20 protein-coding genes are annotated in these 18,275 nt (G+C 62.2%); 17 read left to right on the forward strand and 3 right to left on the reverse strand.

What is annotated here, in order from left to right:
* Positions 1-197: 197 nt before the first annotated feature.
* Positions 198-2,270, reverse strand: coding sequence for a lytic transglycosylase domain-containing protein (locus NKH19_RS14430; protein WP_352872709.1), 2,073 nt, complete (start codon positions 2,268-2,270; stop codon positions 198-200).
* A gap of 291 nt (positions 2,271-2,561) precedes the next feature.
* Between NKH19_RS14430 and dapA the strand changes: the two genes are divergently transcribed.
* From dapA to NKH19_RS14445, 3 genes are read left to right on the forward strand one after another with little or no spacing between them, the layout of a single operon-like run.
* Entirely contained in the window at positions 2,562-3,443 is an 882-nt protein-coding gene (gene dapA / locus NKH19_RS14435) for a 4-hydroxy-tetrahydrodipicolinate synthase (protein WP_352872707.1), read from the forward strand.
* A gap of 25 nt (positions 3,444-3,468) precedes the next feature.
* Positions 3,469-3,948, forward strand: a complete 480-nt coding sequence (smpB, locus tag NKH19_RS14440) for an SsrA-binding protein SmpB (RefSeq protein ID WP_013532594.1) — start codon at positions 3,469-3,471, stop codon at positions 3,946-3,948.
* 33 nt (positions 3,949-3,981) lie between these two features.
* Entirely contained in the window at positions 3,982-4,692 is a 711-nt protein-coding gene (locus tag NKH19_RS14445) for a glycoside hydrolase family 25 protein (protein ID WP_352872705.1), read from the forward strand.
* A gap of 42 nt (positions 4,693-4,734) precedes the next feature.
* Here NKH19_RS14445 and NKH19_RS14450 read toward each other — a convergent pair whose 3' ends face one another.
* Both NKH19_RS14450 and NKH19_RS14455 read right to left on the reverse strand, forming a co-directional pair.
* Entirely contained in the window at positions 4,735-5,391 is a 657-nt protein-coding gene (locus NKH19_RS14450) for a uracil-DNA glycosylase (protein WP_352872703.1), read from the reverse strand.
* Positions 5,392-5,402: 11 nt separating this feature from the next.
* Complete coding sequence (locus NKH19_RS14455) at positions 5,403-5,984, reverse strand: LabA-like NYN domain-containing protein (protein ID WP_352872701.1); 582 nt, start codon at positions 5,982-5,984, stop codon at positions 5,403-5,405.
* A gap of 328 nt (positions 5,985-6,312) precedes the next feature.
* Between NKH19_RS14455 and rpoZ the strand changes: the two genes are divergently transcribed.
* The 14 genes from rpoZ (at position 6,313) to NKH19_RS14525 (ending at position 18,238) form a co-directional block, all read left to right on the forward strand.
* Positions 6,313-6,714, forward strand: coding sequence for a DNA-directed RNA polymerase subunit omega (rpoZ, locus tag NKH19_RS14460; RefSeq protein ID WP_023762094.1), 402 nt, complete (start codon positions 6,313-6,315; stop codon positions 6,712-6,714).
* Between the two features lie 213 nt (positions 6,715-6,927).
* The gene (locus NKH19_RS14465; RefSeq protein ID WP_352872700.1) at positions 6,928-9,156 is read left to right on the forward strand and encodes a RelA/SpoT family protein; all 2,229 of its coding nucleotides are present in this window, start codon (positions 6,928-6,930) and stop codon (positions 9,154-9,156) included.
* A 103-nt stretch (positions 9,157-9,259) separates the two neighbouring features.
* Positions 9,260-9,838 carry an orotate phosphoribosyltransferase gene (gene pyrE, locus NKH19_RS14470; RefSeq protein WP_352872698.1) on the forward strand — a complete coding sequence of 193 codons (579 nt, stop codon included), beginning with the start codon at positions 9,260-9,262 and terminating at the stop codon, positions 9,836-9,838.
* A 65-nt stretch (positions 9,839-9,903) separates the two neighbouring features.
* The gene (locus tag NKH19_RS14475) at positions 9,904-10,284 is read left to right on the forward strand and encodes a VOC family protein (protein ID WP_352872696.1); all 381 of its coding nucleotides are present in this window, start codon (positions 9,904-9,906) and stop codon (positions 10,282-10,284) included.
* Between the two features lie 257 nt (positions 10,285-10,541).
* Positions 10,542-11,141: a DUF2062 domain-containing protein gene (locus NKH19_RS14480; protein WP_352872694.1), complete on the forward strand. Its 600-nt coding sequence runs from the start codon at positions 10,542-10,544 to the stop codon at positions 11,139-11,141.
* Positions 11,138-11,551 (forward strand): holo-ACP synthase, encoded by a 414-nt coding sequence (gene acpS, locus NKH19_RS14485; RefSeq protein ID WP_352872693.1) that lies wholly within the window; start codon positions 11,138-11,140, stop codon positions 11,549-11,551. Before NKH19_RS14480 ends, acpS begins: the two co-directional genes overlap by 4 nt.
* A gap of 77 nt (positions 11,552-11,628) precedes the next feature.
* Positions 11,629-12,378, forward strand: a complete 750-nt coding sequence (gene lepB / locus NKH19_RS14490) for a signal peptidase I (RefSeq protein WP_352872710.1) — start codon at positions 11,629-11,631, stop codon at positions 12,376-12,378.
* The gene (gene rnc / locus NKH19_RS14495; protein WP_352872692.1) at positions 12,378-13,133 is read left to right on the forward strand and encodes a ribonuclease III; all 756 of its coding nucleotides are present in this window, start codon (positions 12,378-12,380) and stop codon (positions 13,131-13,133) included. The genes lepB and rnc overlap by 1 nt, the downstream gene beginning before the upstream one ends.
* Complete coding sequence (gene era / locus NKH19_RS14500) at positions 13,130-14,056, forward strand: GTPase Era (RefSeq protein ID WP_126068544.1); 927 nt, start codon at positions 13,130-13,132, stop codon at positions 14,054-14,056. Before rnc ends, era begins: the two co-directional genes overlap by 4 nt.
* Before the next feature lie 86 nt (positions 14,057-14,142).
* Positions 14,143-15,036 (forward strand): aminoglycoside phosphotransferase family protein, encoded by an 894-nt coding sequence (locus NKH19_RS14505; RefSeq protein WP_352872691.1) that lies wholly within the window; start codon positions 14,143-14,145, stop codon positions 15,034-15,036.
* Between the two features lie 215 nt (positions 15,037-15,251).
* On the forward strand, positions 15,252-15,422 hold the full coding sequence (locus NKH19_RS14510) for a hypothetical protein (RefSeq protein WP_352872690.1): 171 nt from the start codon (positions 15,252-15,254) through the stop codon (positions 15,420-15,422).
* Between the two features lie 292 nt (positions 15,423-15,714).
* Entirely contained in the window at positions 15,715-16,809 is a 1,095-nt protein-coding gene (locus NKH19_RS14515; RefSeq protein ID WP_352872689.1) for a porin, read from the forward strand.
* A gap of 137 nt (positions 16,810-16,946) precedes the next feature.
* Positions 16,947-17,723 carry a DNA repair protein RecO gene (gene recO, locus NKH19_RS14520; RefSeq protein ID WP_352872688.1) on the forward strand — a complete coding sequence of 259 codons (777 nt, stop codon included), beginning with the start codon at positions 16,947-16,949 and terminating at the stop codon, positions 17,721-17,723.
* Positions 17,720-18,238 (forward strand): PaaI family thioesterase, encoded by a 519-nt coding sequence (locus tag NKH19_RS14525; RefSeq protein WP_352872687.1) that lies wholly within the window; start codon positions 17,720-17,722, stop codon positions 18,236-18,238. Before recO ends, NKH19_RS14525 begins: the two co-directional genes overlap by 4 nt.
* The last annotated feature ends 37 nt before the right edge of the window (positions 18,239-18,275 follow it).

Here is an 18,275-nt window from a genome sequence, read left to right on the forward strand (position 1 = left end):
GAGAGAAGACGGACAAACCCCGTTTTACGGGGCATGCACATGCGGCATTTCGATTCACTCAAAACTTTCCCCGGACAGCCCTGCCCCTTGCGGGGGAGATGCCCGGCAGGGCAGAGGGGGGTGTGAAGGGACGCGATTCAAAGATGTCGAGCGCTGTGCAAATATCGCAGCAAGAAGGCGGCCACATCTATCATGCCTCAACTCCGCCCGTTCACCAGATCGCCCACGATGTCGTATTTGCCCGAAATACGCATCTTGTAGACCTCGTAATTCTCCATCACGCGCTGGACGTAACTTCTTGTTTCCGTGTAGGGAATCCGCTCGATCCAGTCGACGACCGCGTCGATGTCCTTGCCGCGTGGGTCACCGTATCTGGTCACCCACTGGCTGGCCCGGTTGGGGCCGGCATTGTAGCCGGCGAAGGTCAGTACGTAGGAGCCGTTGAAGCGATCGAGCTGTTCGCCGAGGAAGGCGGAACCAAGCGTCGCGTTGTAACCGGCGTCGGTGGTCAGCCGTGTCTGCGAAAACTGCAGCCCTGCCTTCTTCGCCAATTGCTTGGCGGTGCCCGGCATCAGCTGCAGCAGCCCGCGCGCGCCTGCGCTGGACACGGCGCCGATGTTGAACTCGCTTTCCTGGCGGGCGATCGCATAGGCCAGCGCCTTGCCCGAGCCGGAAATGTCGGCCGAATCAGGAATGACGCCGAGCGGATGCGACAGCGCGCCGACATCGATGCCACGCGCGCCGGCGATCTTGCCGATTTTCAGCGCCATGAAATGGTTGCCCTGCTTTTCCGCCAGGACAGCCAGCAGCGCCAGCTCGCCCGGACTGGTCAACTGTCCGGCAAGATCGCGATAAAGCGTCTCGGCATAGCGGTCGTAGCCCGCTTCTTGCAGCCGCTTGATGGCGCTGACGGCCTCGCGGCCGGCAAAATTCTGCCGGTCGGCGGCACTTGGCGAGGGATAGACGATGTTCAGCGCCTGCCGGCCGACCCGCTCGGCGGCAAGCTGGCCATAAAATGTCGTGCCGTAGGCAGCGGCGCGTGCAAAATAGTCTTTCGCGTTGCCCGGGCCGCCGACTTCCGCCGCACGGCCAAGCCAGTAATACGCGCGCGACAGCGTCATCGGCCCTTGGGCAAGGTCGGCGATGCGCGCGAAATGCGTTGCGGCAAGCTTGGGGTCGTTCAGGCCGCGCAGCGCGTACCAGCCGGCATGGAATTCAGCATCTGCGGCATTGGTGGCACTTTCGGCGGCGTGTGTGGCGACGATCCGGTAGGCCGTCTTCATGTCGCCCTGGTCGACCAGTTCGCGCGACAGCACTCGGCGCTCGACCCACCAGGCATCCGGATCGACCAGAGCTTCGCGGTCGGTCGGTACCTGCATCACAATGGCCGCGGCGCCGGTAAAATCCTCTTGCCTGCGCAGATATTCGGCTTGCGCGAAGAAATATCCAGCCGAACGTTGTGCCGCCGGCACCGCTTTCAGCAGCTTGGCGGTGTTCTTGTCGCCTTTGTCGGCCGCTGCCCAGGCGTCCGCAAGCTGCTGGGCACCGGCGAGGCCGGCAACACGCAGCGCGGAATTCGCGCGGTCGGCATAGAACATGTGCTCCATGCGAAAACGGTGGTCGGCGGTGGGGATCAGGCCGCCGAACTCCTTGATCAGCGCCGTCTCGTCCTTGGCCTCCAGGATCGCGGTGCGCCAGAATGGCGACAGCACCGAACGCGCAGCCTTGACGTTGCCCGACGCCACATAGGCGCGGGCAAGCACCGTCACGCCTTCGAATGTCTGCGGCTGGCTGCCGTCGAATGCCGCAACGACGATGTCGGAGGCAGGGTTCTCGCGATAGAGCGCGCGCTCGCTGTTCTTGCGCAGCGCGACCGTGCCCGGCCAGTTGGGCAGCATTTTCGCCGCGGCGGCAATGTCGCCGCTCGGAACCTTGTCGCCGCCATAAAGCGCTATCGCCCAGGCAAGGATATGCTGGTCGAGCGAATGAGCGGGAAGGGCATCGCGCACCGCACGGGCGCCGGGACTATCGCCGGCCGCCAGCGCGTCCAGCCCGCTCTTCAACAGGGCGACGCCGGGTGAGGCATCTTCTTGCGCTTTGTCCCGTAGGCCGGGCATCGGAATGGCCGAGCCCGGCATCGGAATGGCCGAGCCTGGCAACGGAATGGCCGAAGTGACCCGCACATCCACGCTACCGCCGATCGCCATGCCCGGCATCAGCGCGAGCGTGGCGCCAAGCAGCGCGAAGAGGTGAGGCCGACTGCCCGGCATGATCTTTACGTCTTTCCTTGTCCTGGCATATTACCGCAGGCCGAGAAGCTCGAAGCCTAAACTTAGGTCGTGAAGAGCCCGTAAACAAAGAGTTAGCGAGGCCGTTCGAATTGCGCTTGCTGGCACCATGGCAATGCTTGCCGCGCAACAATGTCGAGACTATGGTGCGCCGCTTCGCTTTCGGCTAGAAGGCGCGCAAGACAAAACACCGATGCATGTCGCCCAAAAACTGGATACCGGTTTTGGGACGATGGCCTGCATAAACAAAGAAGTCCCAAGGAGTTGGACGACATGCTGAGAGGCTCGCTTACCGCGCTCGTGACACCGTTCGAAAAGAGCGGGCGTTTCGACGAGAAAGCCTTTCGCGCGTTCGTCGAATGGCAACTCGCGGAGGGCACGACAGGACTGGTTCCCGTGGGCACGACCGGCGAGTCGCCGACGCTGTCGCATGACGAGCATCGCCAAGTGGTCAAGGTGTGCATCGAGGTTGCCAAGGGACGCGTTCCGGTCGTTGCCGGCGCCGGTTCCAACAACACCGAGGAAGCCGTTGGCCTGGTGCAATATGCCGAGAAGGCCGGCGCCGATGCCGCCCTGGTCGTCACGCCCTATTATAACAGGCCGACACAACGCGGCTTGTACGAGCACTTCGCGGCTGTCGCCAGGGCGACCAAGCTGCCGATCATCATCTACAACATCCCGCCGCGCTCGGTGATCGACATGATGCCCGAGACGATGGGCCGGCTCGCGCACGACTTCAAGAACATTGTCGGCGTCAAGGATGCGACCGGCAAGGTCGAACGGGTCTCCGAGCAGCGCGCGACATGCGGCAAGGATTTCATCCAGCTTTCGGGCGAGGATGCTTCGGCGCTTGGTTTCAATGCGCATGGCGGCGTCGGCTGCATCTCGGTGACCTCGAATGTCGCACCACGGCTGTGTGCAGAATTCCAGGAGGCGACCCTGTCCGGCGACAGCACCAAGGCGCTGGACTTGCAGGATCGTCTGCTGCCGCTGCACAAGGCGATCTTCATCGAGCCCGGCGTTTCCGGCGCCAAATATGCGCTGTCGCAACTGGGCAAGGTCGAGAATGTGCTGCGCTCGCCGCTGGTCACGGTCGAACAGTCGACCGCCGAGAAGATCGACGCGGCCATGAAGCACGCCGGCTTGATTAATTAGCGATGAGGCGCCACCTCTCCACATCATGAATCAAGTCAGAAAAGCCGATCCCAACAACAAGACCGTTTCGGAAAACCGCAAGGCGCGGTTTTCCTACGAGGTGCTCGACACGGTCGAGGCCGGTCTGGTGCTGACCGGCACCGAGGTCAAGTCGCTGCGCCAGGGTCAGGCCAACATCCAGGACAGCTATGCCTCGGTCGAGGGCGGCGAGATCTGGCTGATCAATTCCTATCTGCCGGAATATCTGCAGGCCAACCGGTTCAACCACGAGCCGCGCCGGCGCCGCAAGCTGCTGCTCAACAAGCGCGAAATGGCGAAACTGTCGCAAAGCGTCGACCGCGAAGGCATGACGCTGGTGCCGCTAAAAATCTATTTCAACGATCAGGGCCGCGCCAAGCTGCTGCTCGCCGTCGGTCGCGGCAAGAAGCTGCACGACAAGCGCGAATCCGAGAAGCAGCGCGACTGGTCGCGCGAGAAGGGTCGGCTCTTAAAAGAGCGTGGATAGGTAAAACAGCGTAGGTAGGCTGGGGCCATTCGTTTGAAGAACCGGATTGTCCTCTTTGGTTTGGCCAGCCTGGTCTTGGTGTGTTTCGTCGCGGCAGGCGGCTATCTCTATTTCCGCACATTCTCGCCGGACCGCGATAAATATCCGGTCAGGGGCATCGACGTCTCCCATCATCAGGGCTGGATCGATTGGCGGCGTGTTGCCGCCGACGATGTCGCTTTCGCTGTCATCAAGGCAACCGAAGGCGGCGATCATGTCGACGATGCCTTCGCGAGGAATCTGGAAGAGGCCCGCGCGGCCGGTCTCGCCGTCGGCGCCTATCACTTCTTCACCTTCTGCCGGCCAGGTGCCGACCAGGCGAAGAATTTCATCTCGGTGGTACCGCACGATCGGCCCTTGCTGCCGCCGGTTGTCGACATCGAGTTCGGCGGCAACTGTCCGCAGCGGCCAACGCCCGAGCAGCTGAGCGCCGAACTGGCCGCGTTCCTCGCTCCAGTCGAGGCGGCGTTCGGCAAGCCCGCGATTGTCTATCTGACCGATGAGGCAGCGGAAGCTTATGCCGGGCGCATCGCTGCCCGTCCGCTCTGGCTTCGCTCATTGCTCCTGGAGCCGGACCGCGGCGACTGGGTCTACTGGCAGTACCACAACAGGGGCCGCGTCGACGGCATCAACGGCGATGTCGACCTGAATGTGCTGCAGGGCGGGCCGGCGGTGTTGAATGCGCTGTCTGCGCCGCCACGCTGACAAGTCTGCCGACACCCAACTTTGTTCCCGCAGAAACATCCTCTATTTCTGCAAAAACATCGCTATCTCGCTGAATACCCCGACGAACATCGCTTCGGTCAGCACGCCGGTATTGGTGTTGTAGCGTGAGCAGTGATAGCTCGAAAACAGCGTGATGCCCCCGGCCGGCAACTGTCCGCCATGCTTGAACGGGTAGGCGGCGACGCGCCCGCCGAGCGCCCGTACGGTCGACTGGTGCGCGATCGATCCCAGTGCCAGCACGGCGCGCAGGTTGGGAAACCGGGCGATCGTCGGCACCAGGAATGTCCGGCACGTGGCAATCTCGGCGCCTACAGGTTTGTTTTCCGGCGGCACGCAGCGCACCGCGTTGGTGATCGCCGTGCCGATCAGCTCCAGCCCGTCATCTGGCCGCGCCTTGAACTCGCCGCGCGCAAAACCGTGCGAAATCAGCGTCGAGTAGAGCAGGTCGCCGGCAAAGTCGCCGGTGAAGGGACGCCCTGTGCGGTTGGCGCCGCGCAGGCCGGGCGCCAACCCGACGATCAAAAGCTGGACGGCATCGTCGCCCTCCGGCGGCAAAAAAGTCGGCACCGGCGCGTTGAACCAGGATGGTTCGCGTTGCCGCCACTCGGCGATGAAATCATGCAGCCGCGGGCAGAGCGGGCAATCGCGGCCGGGTTCGGAGGCGGAAAGGGCGGTCAAGACGACCGGCCTCAGTAGTCGTCCTCATCGACTTCGGCCGGCTCGGGCCGGCGCACCGGCCGCTCGGACGGATCGCGGCCGACCTCGTTCTTCAGCGTTGTCAGGTCGATGAAATGGTCGGCCTGACGGCGCAGATCGTCGGAGATCATCGGCGGCTGCGAGGCCATGGTCGAGACGATCGACACCTTGCGGCCGCGCCGCTGCAGCGCCTCGACCAGCGTGCGGAAGTCGCCGTCGCCGGAAAAGATGACGTAGTGGTCGACGACATCGGCAAGTTCCAGCGCATCGACCGTGAGCTCGATGTCCATATTGCCCTTGATCTTGCGGCGGCCGGTCGAGTCGGTGAATTCCTTGGCTGGCTTGGTGACCACCTTGTAGCCGTTATAGTCGAGCCAGTCGATCAGCGGACGGATCGAGGAGTATTCCTGATCCTCGACCAGCGCCGTGTAATAATAGGCGCGCAGCAGATAGCCACGCTTCTGGAAGCTCGCCAGAAGCTTGCGGTAGTCGATGTCGAAGCCGAGCGCGCGCGACGTCGCATAGAGATTGGCGCCGTCGATGAATAGGGCGATTTTTTCACGAGGGTCGAACATGGAAAATTATTCCTTCTCGAAATAAACGGCCGTCTAAACGAAATGCGATAGCGACGTTCGGTCAGGCTCATAATAAACCGGCTGACCTCTACGCTATCCGAGATAGCGCCAGTTTCGCGGCAATCCAAGGGCGTGTTGCGGCGTTGCAAGCAATTGTGATCGGGACGCCGAACGCATAAGTACAGACAGGTTTTGCCAAATCGGCTGTTCGAACCAAGGATTGAGCGCCCTGCAGCCCCGCCATTGCCATGATGCTTGTATTTTGGCGACGTTCGGGTTATGGACCGCGCCTGTTTTCCATCAAATCCATCGCATGAAAGGGGCATCCATGGCCCGCGTAACCGTTGAAGATTGCATCGACAAGGTCGACAACCGCTTCGAGCTGGTGCTCTTGGCCGGCCACCGCGCCCGGCAGATCAGCCAGGGCGCGCCGATCACCGTGCCGCGTGACAACGACAAGAACCCGGTCGTGGCGCTGCGCGAGATCGCCGATGAAACGTTGTCGCCCGACGACCTCAAGGAAGATCTGATCCATTCGCTGCAGAAGCATGTCGAGGTCGACGAGCCCGAGGCCGACGGCGAGGCGATTGCCGATCAGACCGGCGCCGCCGTTGCGGCCACCGACGCCGATGACACCGAGGAGAACATCACCTTCGACCGGATGACCGAGGAAGACCTCCTGGCCGGCATCGAGGGTCTGGTGCCGCCGGAAAAGAGCGACGACTACTAAGCGATCTCGGGTCCGGAGGTCGCTGGAACAATCTTCAGCACTTCCGTATCGGCAGTTTCGTGGCTATCTAGTACCAACTGTCACAAATACCAGATGCAGTTTGGGCCGCGCTTGGCATAATGCATGAATCTGGTATTTGCGACAGTTGGTACCGGACATGCGCCGTACAGCCGTGCGGCGCATGATTCATTTCACCGCTGCGAGATTCCGCCCATGATGCGTCAGTATGAGCTTGTCGAGCGCGTCCAGCGCTACAAGCCTGACGTCAACGAGGCGTTGCTCAACAAGGCCTACGTCTATGCCATGCAGAAGCATGGCCACCAGAAACGCGCTTCCGGCGATCCCTATTTCTCGCATCCGCTCGAAGTCGCCGCCATCCTCACCGAAATGCACATGGACGAGGCGACGATCGCGGTCGCCCTGCTGCACGATACGATCGAGGACACCACGGCGACGCGGGCCGAAATCGACGAGTTGTTCGGGCCCGAAATGGGCAAGCTGGTCGAGGGGCTGACCAAGCTGAAGAAGCTCGACCTCGTGTCGAAGAAGGCCGAGCAGGCGGAAAACCTGCGCAAGCTTCTGCTGGCGATTTCGGAAGACGTCCGCGTGCTTCTGGTCAAGCTCGCCGACCGCCTGCACAACATGCGAACCCTCGACCATATGCCGGAGGCCAAGCGCCTGCGCATCGCCGAGGAGACGATGGACATCTATGCGCCGCTGGCCGGGCGCATGGGCATGCAAGGCATGCGCGAAGAGCTGGAGGAGATCGCCTTCCGCTTCATCAATCCGGAGGCCTATCGCGCCGTCACCGCCCGGCTCGCCGAAATCTTCGAGCGCAACAAGGATGTGCTGTCCGAGATCGAGAAGGCGCTGTCGGCGCTGTTCGAGAAGCATGCGATCAATGCCAGCGTGAAAAGCCGCCAGAAGAAGCCGTGGTCGGTATTCCGGAAGATGGAGGCCAAGGCGCTGTCCTTCGAGCAGCTGTCCGACATTTTCGGCTTCCGCGTCGTCGTCGACACCATCGAGGACTGCTACCGGGCGCTTGGCGCCATCCACACCACATGGTCGATGGTTCCGGGTCGCTTCAAGGATTACATCTCGACGCCGAAGCAGAATGACTACCGATCGATCCACACCACGATCGTCGGGCCGTCGCGTCAGCGCGTCGAGCTGCAGATCCGCACCCGAGAGATGAACAAGATTGCCGAATACGGCGTCGCCGCCCATTCGATCTACAAGGATACCGGCGGCAAGACGAACGGTGCCGCCCATGCGATCTCGAAAGAGACCAACGCCTACGCCTGGCTGCGGCGCACCATCGAGCAGCTTGCCGAGGGTGACAATCCCGAGGACTTCCTCGAAAACACCAAGCTGGAGCTGTTCCAGGACCAGGTGTTCTGCTTCACACCCAAAGGCATGCTGATTGCGCTGCCGCGCGGCGCGACGCCGATCGACTTTGCCTATGCGGTGCACACCGATGTGGGCGACACCTGCGTCGGTGCCAAGGTCAACGGCCGCATCATGCCGCTGATGACGGAACTGAAAAACGGCGACGAGGTCGAGATCATCCGCTCCAAGGCACAGGTGCCGCCGGCGGCGTGGGAATCGGTCGTCGTCACCGGCAAGGCGCGCTCGGCGATCCGCCGTGCCACCAAGAACGCCATCCGCAAGCAATATTCGGGTCTCGGCATCCGCATTCTGGAACGCGCCTTCGAACGCGCCGGCAAGACTTTCACCAAGGAGAGCCTGAAGCAGGTGCTGCACCGGCTGGCGCGCAAGGACATCGAGGATGTGCTGGCCTCGGTCGGGCGTGGCGAGCTTGCCTCCGCCGACGTCATGAAGGCGGTATTCCCGGACTACAAGGATGAGCGCGTCACCACGGCCGCACCCAAGCCGCGCGAGGAGGGCTGGTCGAAGATCCGCAATGCCGCCGGCATGCTGTTCCAGATTCCGGGCCGCGCCGCGCGCAAGGACAAGGACCAGCCACGTGATGGCGCCGTGCCGATCCGCGGCGTGCGCGGCGACCTGCCGGTGCGTTTCGCGCCGGAAGGCGCGGTGCCTGGCGACCGCATCGTCGGCATCGTCCAGCCGGGCACCGGCATCACCATCTATCCGATCCAGTCGCCGGCGCTGCAGGCCTTCGACGACCAGCCCGAGCGCTGGATCGACGTGCGCTGGGACATTGACGAGCGCACCAAGGAGCGCTTTCCGGCGCGCGTCTCGGTCACCGCCATCAACGCGCCGGGTTCGCTGGCCGATATCGCCCAGGTGGTTGCGTCGAACGACGCCAACATCCACACGCTGTCGATGGTGCGCACCGCGCCCGACTTCACCGAAATGCTGATCGATCTCGAAGTCTGGGATCTGAAGCACCTCAACCGGCTGCTGTCGCAGCTCAAGGACAATTCGAGCGTCAGCGATGCACGGCGTGTGAACGGGTGAATAGTGAATAGTGAATAGTGAATAGTGAATAGTGAATAGTGAATAGTGAAAGAAGGTGCTCACTGCCACCATTCACCATTCACCATTCACCACGGAGCAAACAATGAACACTGATGAAGTGCTGGGAATTTTCCGCGAGGCCGGTGCTGTTCTGGAAGGGCATTTCATTTTGACCTCGGGCCTGCGCAGTCCGATCTTCCTACAGAAGGCGCGCGTGTTCATGCACGCCGACAAGACCGAGCTTCTGTGCAAGGCGCTGGCCGAGAAGATCCGCGCTGGCGTGCCCGGCAAGATCGACTACGTCGTCGGCCCGGCGATCGGCGGGCTGATCCCGGCATACGAGACGTCGCGCCATCTCGGCGTGCCGGCGATCTGGGTCGAGCGGGAAGGGGGCGAGTTCCGCCTGCGCCGTTTCGAGATCGCCAGAGGTTCGCGTGTCGTCATCGTTGAGGACATCGTCACCACGGGCCTGTCGATCCGCGAGACCATCGAGTGCCTGCGCGAGCTTGGCGCCGAAGTGGTTGCCGCAGCCTGCATCATCGACCGTTCGGCCGGCAAGACGGACGTCGGCGTGCCGCTGATCGCACTCGCCGAATACGAGGTTCCGGCCTATCCGGCCGACCGGCTGCCGCCGGAGCTGGCCGCCATCCCGCCGATCAAGCCCGGCAGCCGCAACATCTGACCATCCATGTCGCCCAGAAGTGTGCAGCGGTTTTGGAGTAACGACATGCATGAAAGCAATTGGATATGATCGCCGGCATCGATCATTTCGTGCTGACGGTGGCTTCGCTTGAAGTGACCTGTGATTTTTATCAGAGCGTACTGGGCTTTGAACGCATCGACACGCCGGGCCGGCCGACGGCGTTGGCTTTTGGCACCCAGAAGATCAATGTGCATGAGGTCGGCCGCACCTTCGAGCCGAAGGCCAAGGCGCCGACGCCGGGCTCGGGGGACTTCTGCCTGATCGCCGACCGGCCGCTGGCCGAAGTCAGCACCCGTCTTGCGGCCAATGGTGTGGTGGTGGAACTCGGTCCGGTCGAACGTGTCGGGGCCCGAGGACCGATGATGTCGGTCTATTTCCGCGACCCGGACGGCAACCTGGTCGAGGTCAGCGAATACCTGCCGTAGCCGCCGGCGACGCTGCGCCTTTCGGAGATCCGACCGCCGGTTCCTTAAATTCGCCGCGATTGTCCAATGTTCGAAGCAAGAACTGCCATCGCGAAGGCGGCAACAAGCGCGCACCGCACGGACGGTGTTTGGTTGTTCTCCCGCCAGCGCGTCGCTATATCAAGGTTGCGATTGCCATAGGGTGATCGTCAAGCGCAATATGTGGCTGTCACGTCCGGCTGAAAGTGCCGGCACGGAAGCTGTGGAACGGGAACAGAGTGCTTTTTCGACGCCGCAAGCCTGATGGCCTTTTCGAGCGGGTGCGCACCTACCTTTGGCCGCGCCGCTCGTTTTCGCGCTCGCTCCAGTATTTTTCCAAACGCATCCTGCGGCTGAAGGCCACACCGCACGCGGTGGCGGCCGGCGTCGCTGCCGGCGTCTTCGCTTCGTTCTTTCCCGTCGGCTTCCATTTCATCATCGCCGCCGTCCTGTGCTGGGTGATTGCCGGCAATCTGGTCGCGGCGGCACTCGGCGCGGTGTTCTTCGGTAATCCGTTGACATTTCCTCTGCTGTGGGGCGCCTCCTGGCAAACAGGCAAGCTCATCCTGCATGACCGCCTGCCGCGGCACGGGCCGCCGGCGCATTTGGGCGAGATGCTGCACAACCTGTCCTTTGCGCAATTGTGGAAACCTATCCTTGAGCCGATGCTGATCGGCGCGGTTCCGCTCGGGCTGGTGTTCGGACTGCTGTTCTATGGCATCACGCGCTGGGGCATGAACGCTTTCCGCGAGCAGCGGCGCAAGCGCCTGGCCGAGCGCGCAAGCCGGCATCAGCAATCGTCTCATCCTAGCGCGAGCATCGGTTCCGCCGCACGATGATCATCGGCATCGGCAGCGACCTGATCGATATCAGACGCATCGAGAAGTCGCTGGAACGTCACGGCCAGCGCTTCATCCAGAGAATCTACACCGAGGTCGAACAGGCCCGCTCCGAGAACCGCCGGGCGCGTGCGGCGTCCTACGCCAAGCGCTTCGCCGCCAAGGAGGCCTGCGCCAAGGCGCTGGGCACCGGTCTGGCGCAGGGGGTCTTCTGGCGCGACATGGGTGTCGTCAACCTGCCCAGCGGCGCACCGACCATGGCGCTGACCGGAGGGGCACAGGCGCGGCTGGCCAAAATCCTGCCAAAGGGCCACCGGGCGGCAATCCACCTCACCATCACGGATGATTTCCCGCTCGCACAAGCCTTTGTGATCATAGAGGCGTTGCCCGTCGAAGAAGCGCCACATTGATTGCATCTGACGACCGGCATGACGTTGCCCAGCGCGCGCCGAGACTCTATACCATCCAACGCACAATCGAGGACGACATGAGCGTGGCTGAAAAAACTGTGAAGAAATCCGGCGGGCTTGGCGAGACCGTCAGCGTCATCGTGCAGGCGCTTTTGCTCGCCCTGGTCATCCGCACGCTGTTGTTCCAACCCTTCTCGATCCCATCGGGATCGATGCGGCCGACGCTTCTGGAAGGCGATTATCTGTTCGTCACCAAATGGTCCTACGGCTATTCGCGCTATTCGCTGCCTTTCGGCCCCGACATCTTTTCGGGCCGCATCTGGGGCTCCGAGCCCGAGCGCGGCGATGTGGTGGTGTTCAAGTTCCCGCCGGATCCGTCCGTCGACTACATCAAGCGCGTCATCGGCCTGCCCGGCGACAAGATCCAGGTCAAGGACGGCCAGCTGTTCATCAACGGCGCAGGCGTGCCGCGCGTGAAAACCGGCCAGATCGACAATCCCGACATCACCGAGGAATCGCGCCCTATCGACGTCTATCGCGAGACCTTGCCCAACGGCGTCAGCTACGACACGCTCGACTTGAATTCGAACTCGATCGGCGACAATACGCGCGAATTCGACGTGCCGCCCGGCCACTATTTCATGATGGGTGACAACAGGGACAATTCCGCCGACAGCCGTTTCACCGTCGGCTACGTTCCCGCGGAAAATCTGGTTGGCCGCGCCAATCTTGTTTTCTTCTCGATCGCCGGCAAGGCGAGCCCGCTCGAAATCTGGAAATGGCCGTCGCTGATGCGTGCTTCGCGCCTGTTCCACTTCGTCAATTGATGGCTTTGAAGCGCCCGACAGGCGAAACACTGGCCGGTTTGGTGAAGGCCAAGACCGGCCACGTCTTCAAGGATATCCGCTTGCTTGAGACCGCCTTGACGCATTCCAGTGCGGTCAAGGCGGCTAGCAACAATCAGCGTCTGGAATTCCTTGGCGATCGCGTGCTTGGACTTGTCGTCGCCGATATGCTTTTCGAAAAGTTCCCTGACGCCCCGGAGGGTGAAATCGCGCCGCGCTTCAACGCGCTGGTCGATGCGAAGACATGCTCCGAGATCGGCATCGAAATGCAGCTCGAGGATCTGGTCCGGGCCGACGCTGCCCTGAAGATGCGGTCGCGCGGCTCGGGCGGAAACTATCTGGCGGATGCGGTCGAAGCTCTGATCGCCGCGGTTTACGTCGACGGCGGCATCGAGGCCGCGCGGCGGTTTGTCCTGCGTTATTGGGAACCGCGCTCGCGGACGGTGGTGACAAAGCCGCTCAACCCGAAATCCGATTTGCAGGAATGGATTGCCAAGACCAGCGATGCACGTCCCGAATATGTGATCGAAAGGCGCGAAGGCCCGGACCATCAACCCATCTTCACGGTGTCCTTGCAGGTCCGCGGCTTTGCGCCGATAAGCGGCACCGGCGGCTCGCGCAGGGCCGCCGAAGAAGCGGCGGCTTCGGCGTTTCTTTTGCGCGAAGGCGTCTGGGCCACCGCATCGGCTCAAAAAACGGAAGGTGCGGGGCACTCTAGAGAAGGGAGCGCGGCATGACCGCTACCGAAGAGCCGGCAACGGAAGCTGCCCCCACGCATTCCGGCTTCGTCGCCCTGATCGGCGCGCCCAATGCGGGCAAGTCGACGCTGGTCAACCAGCTGGTCGGAGCCAAGGTGTCGATCGTCACGCACAAGGTGCAGACGACCCGCGCCATCGTGCGTGGCATCGCCACGCATGACAATGCGCAGATCGTTTTCGTCGACACGCCCGGCATCTTCAAGCCGAAGCGGCGGCTCGATACGGCGATGGTGACCACCGCCTGGGGCGGCGCCAAGGACGCCGATATCGTGCTGCTTTTGATCGACGCCGAGCGCGGTATCCGGGGCGACGCGGACGCCATCTTGGAACGGCTGAAGGATGTGCGCCAGCCGATGGTGCTGATCCTCAACAAGGTCGACCGCGTCAAGCACGAGGCGCTGCTGGCCTTGTCCGCGGCGGCGAACGAAAGGGTGCCGTTCAAGCGCACATTCATGGTTTCGGCGCTGACCGGTTCCGGTTGCAAGGACGTGCTCGATTATCTGGCCGAGGCTCTGCCGGCCGGCCCCTGGTATTATCCGGAAGACCAGATCTCGGATCTGCCGATGCGCCAGCTCGCCGCCGAGATCACCCGCGAAAAACTTTATCTCAGGCTGCATCAGGAACTGCCCTATTCCTCGCATATCGAAACCGAGAAATGGGAAGAGAAGCCGGACGGCTCGGTGCGCATCGACCAGACTATCTATGTCGAGCGCGACAGCCAGAAGAAGATCGTGCTCGGCCACAAGGGCGAGACCATCCGCGCCATCGGCCAGGCGGCGCGCATGGAGATAGCCGGTATCCTCGAACAGAAGGTGCACCTGTTCCTGTTCGTCAAGGTGCGCGAGAACTGGGGCGACGACCCCGAACGCTATCGCGAGATGGGGCTCGAGTTTCCGCGCTAAAGCGATCCCGACCCGAAGGTCCACGCAGCGAAAAGCGGGAACCGGTTTTCGGAAAAGACCATGCTCAACAAATCCGCTTCCGGTCCATGGACAGCAGGCTGAACATCGACACAGCGCTTGTCAGCCGACTGGTCGCCACGCAATTTCCCCGCTGGAAGGATCTTGCCGTCAGGCCGGTTGAATTTGGCGGCTGGGACAACAGGACCTTCCATCTTGGCGACGAGATGACCGTGCGGTTGCCGAGCGCCGCGGCCTATTCCCTGCAAGTGGAAAAGGAGCACCGCTGGCTGCCAAGGCTGGCGCCATTGCTGCCGCTGCCGATCCCCGTGCCGCTGGCGATGGGAGTTCCGGCTGAAAACTATCCCTGGCCTTGGTCCATCTACCGTTGGATCGAAGGCGAGACGGCAAAGCGGGAGCGTATCGCCAGCCTGCCGCAATTCGCGACGGATTTGGCCGGGTTCCTGGTTGCCTTGCAGCGTATCGATCCCACTGGCGGACCGGCGCCTGGACAGCACAACTTCTTTCGCGGCGGAGCGCTGACCGTCTATGACAACGAAGCGCGGCAAGCGATTGCTGCCCTCGACGGCAAGATCGATACCGACGCAGCCAGAGCGGTCTGGGAAGCAGCGCTTGCGGCAACATGGCACGGCGCCCCGGTCTGGTTCCACGGCGACGTCAGTTGGGGAAACCTGCTGGTCAGGCAAGGCCGGTTGAGCGCGGTGATCGACTTCGGAACCTCGGGCGTCGGCGATCCCGCCTGCGATCTGGCGATCGCGTGGACGCTTTTCGAAGGCAAAAGCCGGGAATCGTTTCGCGCCGGCCTTCCGGCCGATGAGGCGATGTGGGCGCGCGGTCGTGGCTGGACGCTGTGGAAGGCGTTGATCACCGCCACCGGGCGGATAGACGTCAACCCGGTCGAGGTTGAAAAATCCCGGCATGTGATCGATGAAGTGCTTGCCGATCACGCTCAGCGGGCCTGAGGCGCCGGGGCGATGCGGCCAAAAACCCCGAGCGGTTTCTGAAAGATTTCCGATATCTCCATAGGGCGGCCGATATTGTTCGGCGGCCTCGCCGTTGCGGGTACGATCTGTTTCCATTGGCGCGCAACCAACTCACGTAGATCGTCTTCAGCGCTTGGCCGCTGTCACAATCGGCGACGCGACAGCGCTTTGGGAGTTTCGATCGCCTCGGCAAAATGCCGGCCGGCCTGGCGGGCACTATCGATGCTTTATCACGACGACAGAGCGCGATCATTCAGATGAATGTCATCGTGATGGAGAGCAGCGGCAAGAATCAGTTCGATTTCCATGAAAACGAGGTAGATATTGCGAATTTTGACCACCATGGCAGAAATGTGATGCGTTGAAAGTATACTTAGCCGCGAAAGAATCCTGGTATATATTGAATATATGACGTTGTGCCGATTGTGCCATTCGAAGTGTGCATAAGTGTTATTTGTGCAACACAGCATTATTCTGTTGGTGGAATCGGAGTTATTTCAAAAATCGTCATTGAAGGTAGAAGATCGATGGGTATGTTCGTCACCGAAACGGGGGAGCGGTGCGAGCCTTTTTCAGTGTGGGGGTGAGGCGGGAAAACATTGCCGCCAACCACAAATCCGAAGCCATTTTAAAAATTATGACTGGAGAGGTCAGAAAATGAACATCAAGAGCCTCCTTCTCGGCTCAGCCGCGGCACTGATCGCGGTGTCCGGCGCGCGCGGCGCGGACGCTGTCGTCGTCGCCGAACCGGAACCCGCCGAATACGTCAAGATCTGCGACGTCTACGGCGCCGGCTACTTCTACATTCCGGGCACCGAGACCTGCCTGCGCATCGGCGGCTACATCCGCTATGACGCCAGCTTCGGCGACGGTAATCGCGTGCTGGACGGCACCAAAGCCATCGATTCCCAGGATGGCGGCATCAACGACACCTGGAACAAGAACGCGCGCTTCACGCTGAAGACCTGGACGGGCCAGGAAACCGAACTCGGCACGTTGAAGACCTACACCGAGACGCGCTTCAACTTCGGTAGCGTTACCACGGCCAAGGGCGCCGATGGTTTCCCGATCGACAGCGAGGCCGGCAACAAGGCCGCCGATCTGCATTTCGCCTGGATCCAGCTTGGCGGGCTGCGCGTCGGTAAGGACGAAACGGCCTATGACTCCTTCATCGGCTATGCCGGCAACGTCGTCCAGGATACGATCATTCCCTACGGCCTCAAGGACACCAACCTGATCAGCTACTACTTCGATGCAGGCAACGGCTTCTCGGCGGTGGCCTCACTCGAAGAAGGTTCGGGCGCCGATACCATCGACAGCTACGTTCCGCATATCGTGGGCGGTGTGAAGTACAAGGGCGACTGGGGTGCGATCACCGCGGTCGGCGCTTACAACAGCAACTGGGAAGAATGGGCCGGCAAGGCTCGCCTCGACATCAAGGCGACCTCGGACCTGACCCTGTTCGCCATGGTGGGCTACGGGACCGACGACAACAAGGCGACGAACTTCTACAAGCCATGGACCGGCAACTTCGCCGTCTGGGGCGGCGGTACCTACACCGTCAACAAGAAGGTCCAGCTCAACGCCCAGGTCTCCTACACGGACTTCCAGGACTTCGCGGTTGCCGCGAACGTCGCCTACACCATCGTCCCCGGCTACACGATCACGGCCGAAGTCGATTACTTCAAGAATTTCGACGACAAGTTCGAGGATGGCGTCGGCGGCATCGTTCGCTTCCAGCGCTCGTTCTAACGCATCGACCGACCTTACCAGACCGCCCGCGGCACATCGCTGCGGGCGGCTTTTTGTATGCTGACGTGAGATATCGACCTGCCGGGCACCAAACCCAACCCTTGATTTCGCCACCCAACCGGTGAAATGCTCCAAGCATGGAATGGCGCGACGAGGGAATCATTCTCGGCACCCGCAAGCATGGCGAAACCAGCGCCATTCTCGAGGTGATGACGCGTGCGCATGGCCGTCATCTAGGCCTCGTTCGTGGCGGCCGTTCGCGCAAGCGGCAGCCTGTGCTCCAGCCGGGCAATCGCGTCGATCTGTTGTGGCGGGCGCGGCTTGACGAGCATCTCGGCACGTTCCAGGCCGAGGCGATCGAGATGAACGCGGCCCGCCTGATGGACAGCGCCGTCGCCGTCTATGGGCTGCAGACCATGGCCGCGCATCTGCGGCTGTTGCCCGAGCGCGACGCGCATGAGGGTCTCTACGAAACGCTTGCCGTGATGATCGTCCATCTCGACGATGCCGATGCCGCCGGCGAACTGGTGGCGCGCTTCGAGCTTCTCGTGCTGGGCGAACTCGGCTTTGGCCTCGATCTCAGTCAATGCGCCGCAACCGGCACGCGGCAGGACCTAGCCTATGTCTCGCCAAAATCGGGTCGCGCGGTATCGCGTGAAGCAGGCGCACCATGGCGCGACAAGATGCTGGTTCTGCCGGCCTTCCTGCAGCGCGGCTCCGGCCTGCGCGCGGATGCGGCGGCGGTCGAGGACGCCTTCCGGCTGACCGGTTTCTTCTTCACCCGCCATGTCTATGAACCGCGCGGCATCGAGCCGCCCGACGCCCGCGCCGGCTTCCTCGCCGCATTGCGCAAGCATCACGCGCGCGACAAGACCATAGCCGGCGAGGATGCGGCCAGAGAAAACATCACATGAGCGAGGTCGAGCTTTATCCGGGCCGGGTCTCGCCGCTCGGCCTCGGCACCGTTCCGCATGCCGACATCCTGAAATATACCGGCTTGGAATTGCTGCAGCGCATCGTCGACGGCAAGTACCCGGCGCCGCCAATCTCCTTCCAGCTCAGCTTCGCACTGACCGAAGTGTCGGAAGGCCGTGCGGTATTCCGCGGCGTGCCCAACGAGCGCCACCTCAACCCGCTGGGCAGCGTGCATGGCGGCTGGGCGGCCACGCTGCTCGATTCGGCACTGGCCTGCGCCGTGCAGACGCTGCTCGAAAAGGGCGAGGCCTATACGACGGCGGAGTTCAAGGTGAATTTGACGCGGCCCATCACGCCGAAGACCGGCGAGGTGGTCTGCGAGGGCAAGGTCGTCCACAAAGGCCGCACGTTGGCCGTGTCGGAAGCGACGCTGAAGGATGCCGGCGGCAAGCTGCTGGCTTTCGGCACCGAAACATGCTCGATCTTTCCGGCCGCCAATCTGGCGGCGCGTTGAGTTTGTGGCCGTTTGGCCGCCGCATTTGAGTGTCAGT

The sequence above is a fragment of the Mesorhizobium sp. M1338 genome (assembly GCF_040318045.1).
GTDB lineage: Bacteria > Pseudomonadota > Alphaproteobacteria > Rhizobiales > Rhizobiaceae > Mesorhizobium.

What these genes read in the sequence shown, in the direction of transcription:
- NKH19_RS14430 (WP_352872709.1), bottom strand. Translation starts at nt 2,270, where the DNA reads ATGCCGGGCAGTCGGCCTCACCTCTTCGCGCTGCTTGGCGCCACGCTC.
- dapA (WP_352872707.1), top strand. Translation starts at nt 2,562, where the DNA reads ATGCTGAGAGGCTCGCTTACCGCGCTCGTGACACCGTTCGAAAAGAGC.
- smpB (WP_013532594.1), top strand. Translation starts at nt 3,469, where the DNA reads ATGAATCAAGTCAGAAAAGCCGATCCCAACAACAAGACCGTTTCGGAA.
- NKH19_RS14455 (WP_352872701.1), bottom strand. Translation starts at nt 5,984, where the DNA reads ATGTTCGACCCTCGTGAAAAAATCGCCCTATTCATCGACGGCGCCAAT.
- rpoZ (WP_023762094.1), top strand. Translation starts at nt 6,313, where the DNA reads ATGGCCCGCGTAACCGTTGAAGATTGCATCGACAAGGTCGACAACCGC.
- NKH19_RS14465 (WP_352872700.1), top strand. Translation starts at nt 6,928, where the DNA reads ATGATGCGTCAGTATGAGCTTGTCGAGCGCGTCCAGCGCTACAAGCCT.
- pyrE (WP_352872698.1), top strand. Translation starts at nt 9,260, where the DNA reads ATGAACACTGATGAAGTGCTGGGAATTTTCCGCGAGGCCGGTGCTGTT.
- NKH19_RS14475 (WP_352872696.1), top strand. Translation starts at nt 9,904, where the DNA reads ATGATCGCCGGCATCGATCATTTCGTGCTGACGGTGGCTTCGCTTGAA.
- acpS (WP_352872693.1), top strand. Translation starts at nt 11,138, where the DNA reads ATGATCATCGGCATCGGCAGCGACCTGATCGATATCAGACGCATCGAG.
- lepB (WP_352872710.1), top strand. Translation starts at nt 11,629, where the DNA reads ATGAGCGTGGCTGAAAAAACTGTGAAGAAATCCGGCGGGCTTGGCGAG.
- rnc (WP_352872692.1), top strand. Translation starts at nt 12,378, where the DNA reads ATGGCTTTGAAGCGCCCGACAGGCGAAACACTGGCCGGTTTGGTGAAG.
- era (WP_126068544.1), top strand. Translation starts at nt 13,130, where the DNA reads ATGACCGCTACCGAAGAGCCGGCAACGGAAGCTGCCCCCACGCATTCC.
- NKH19_RS14505 (WP_352872691.1), top strand. Translation starts at nt 14,143, where the DNA reads ATGGACAGCAGGCTGAACATCGACACAGCGCTTGTCAGCCGACTGGTC.
- NKH19_RS14510 (WP_352872690.1), top strand. Translation starts at nt 15,252, where the DNA reads ATGCCGGCCGGCCTGGCGGGCACTATCGATGCTTTATCACGACGACAG.
- NKH19_RS14515 (WP_352872689.1), top strand. Translation starts at nt 15,715, where the DNA reads ATGAACATCAAGAGCCTCCTTCTCGGCTCAGCCGCGGCACTGATCGCG.
- recO (WP_352872688.1), top strand. Translation starts at nt 16,947, where the DNA reads ATGGAATGGCGCGACGAGGGAATCATTCTCGGCACCCGCAAGCATGGC.
- NKH19_RS14525 (WP_352872687.1), top strand. Translation starts at nt 17,720, where the DNA reads ATGAGCGAGGTCGAGCTTTATCCGGGCCGGGTCTCGCCGCTCGGCCTC.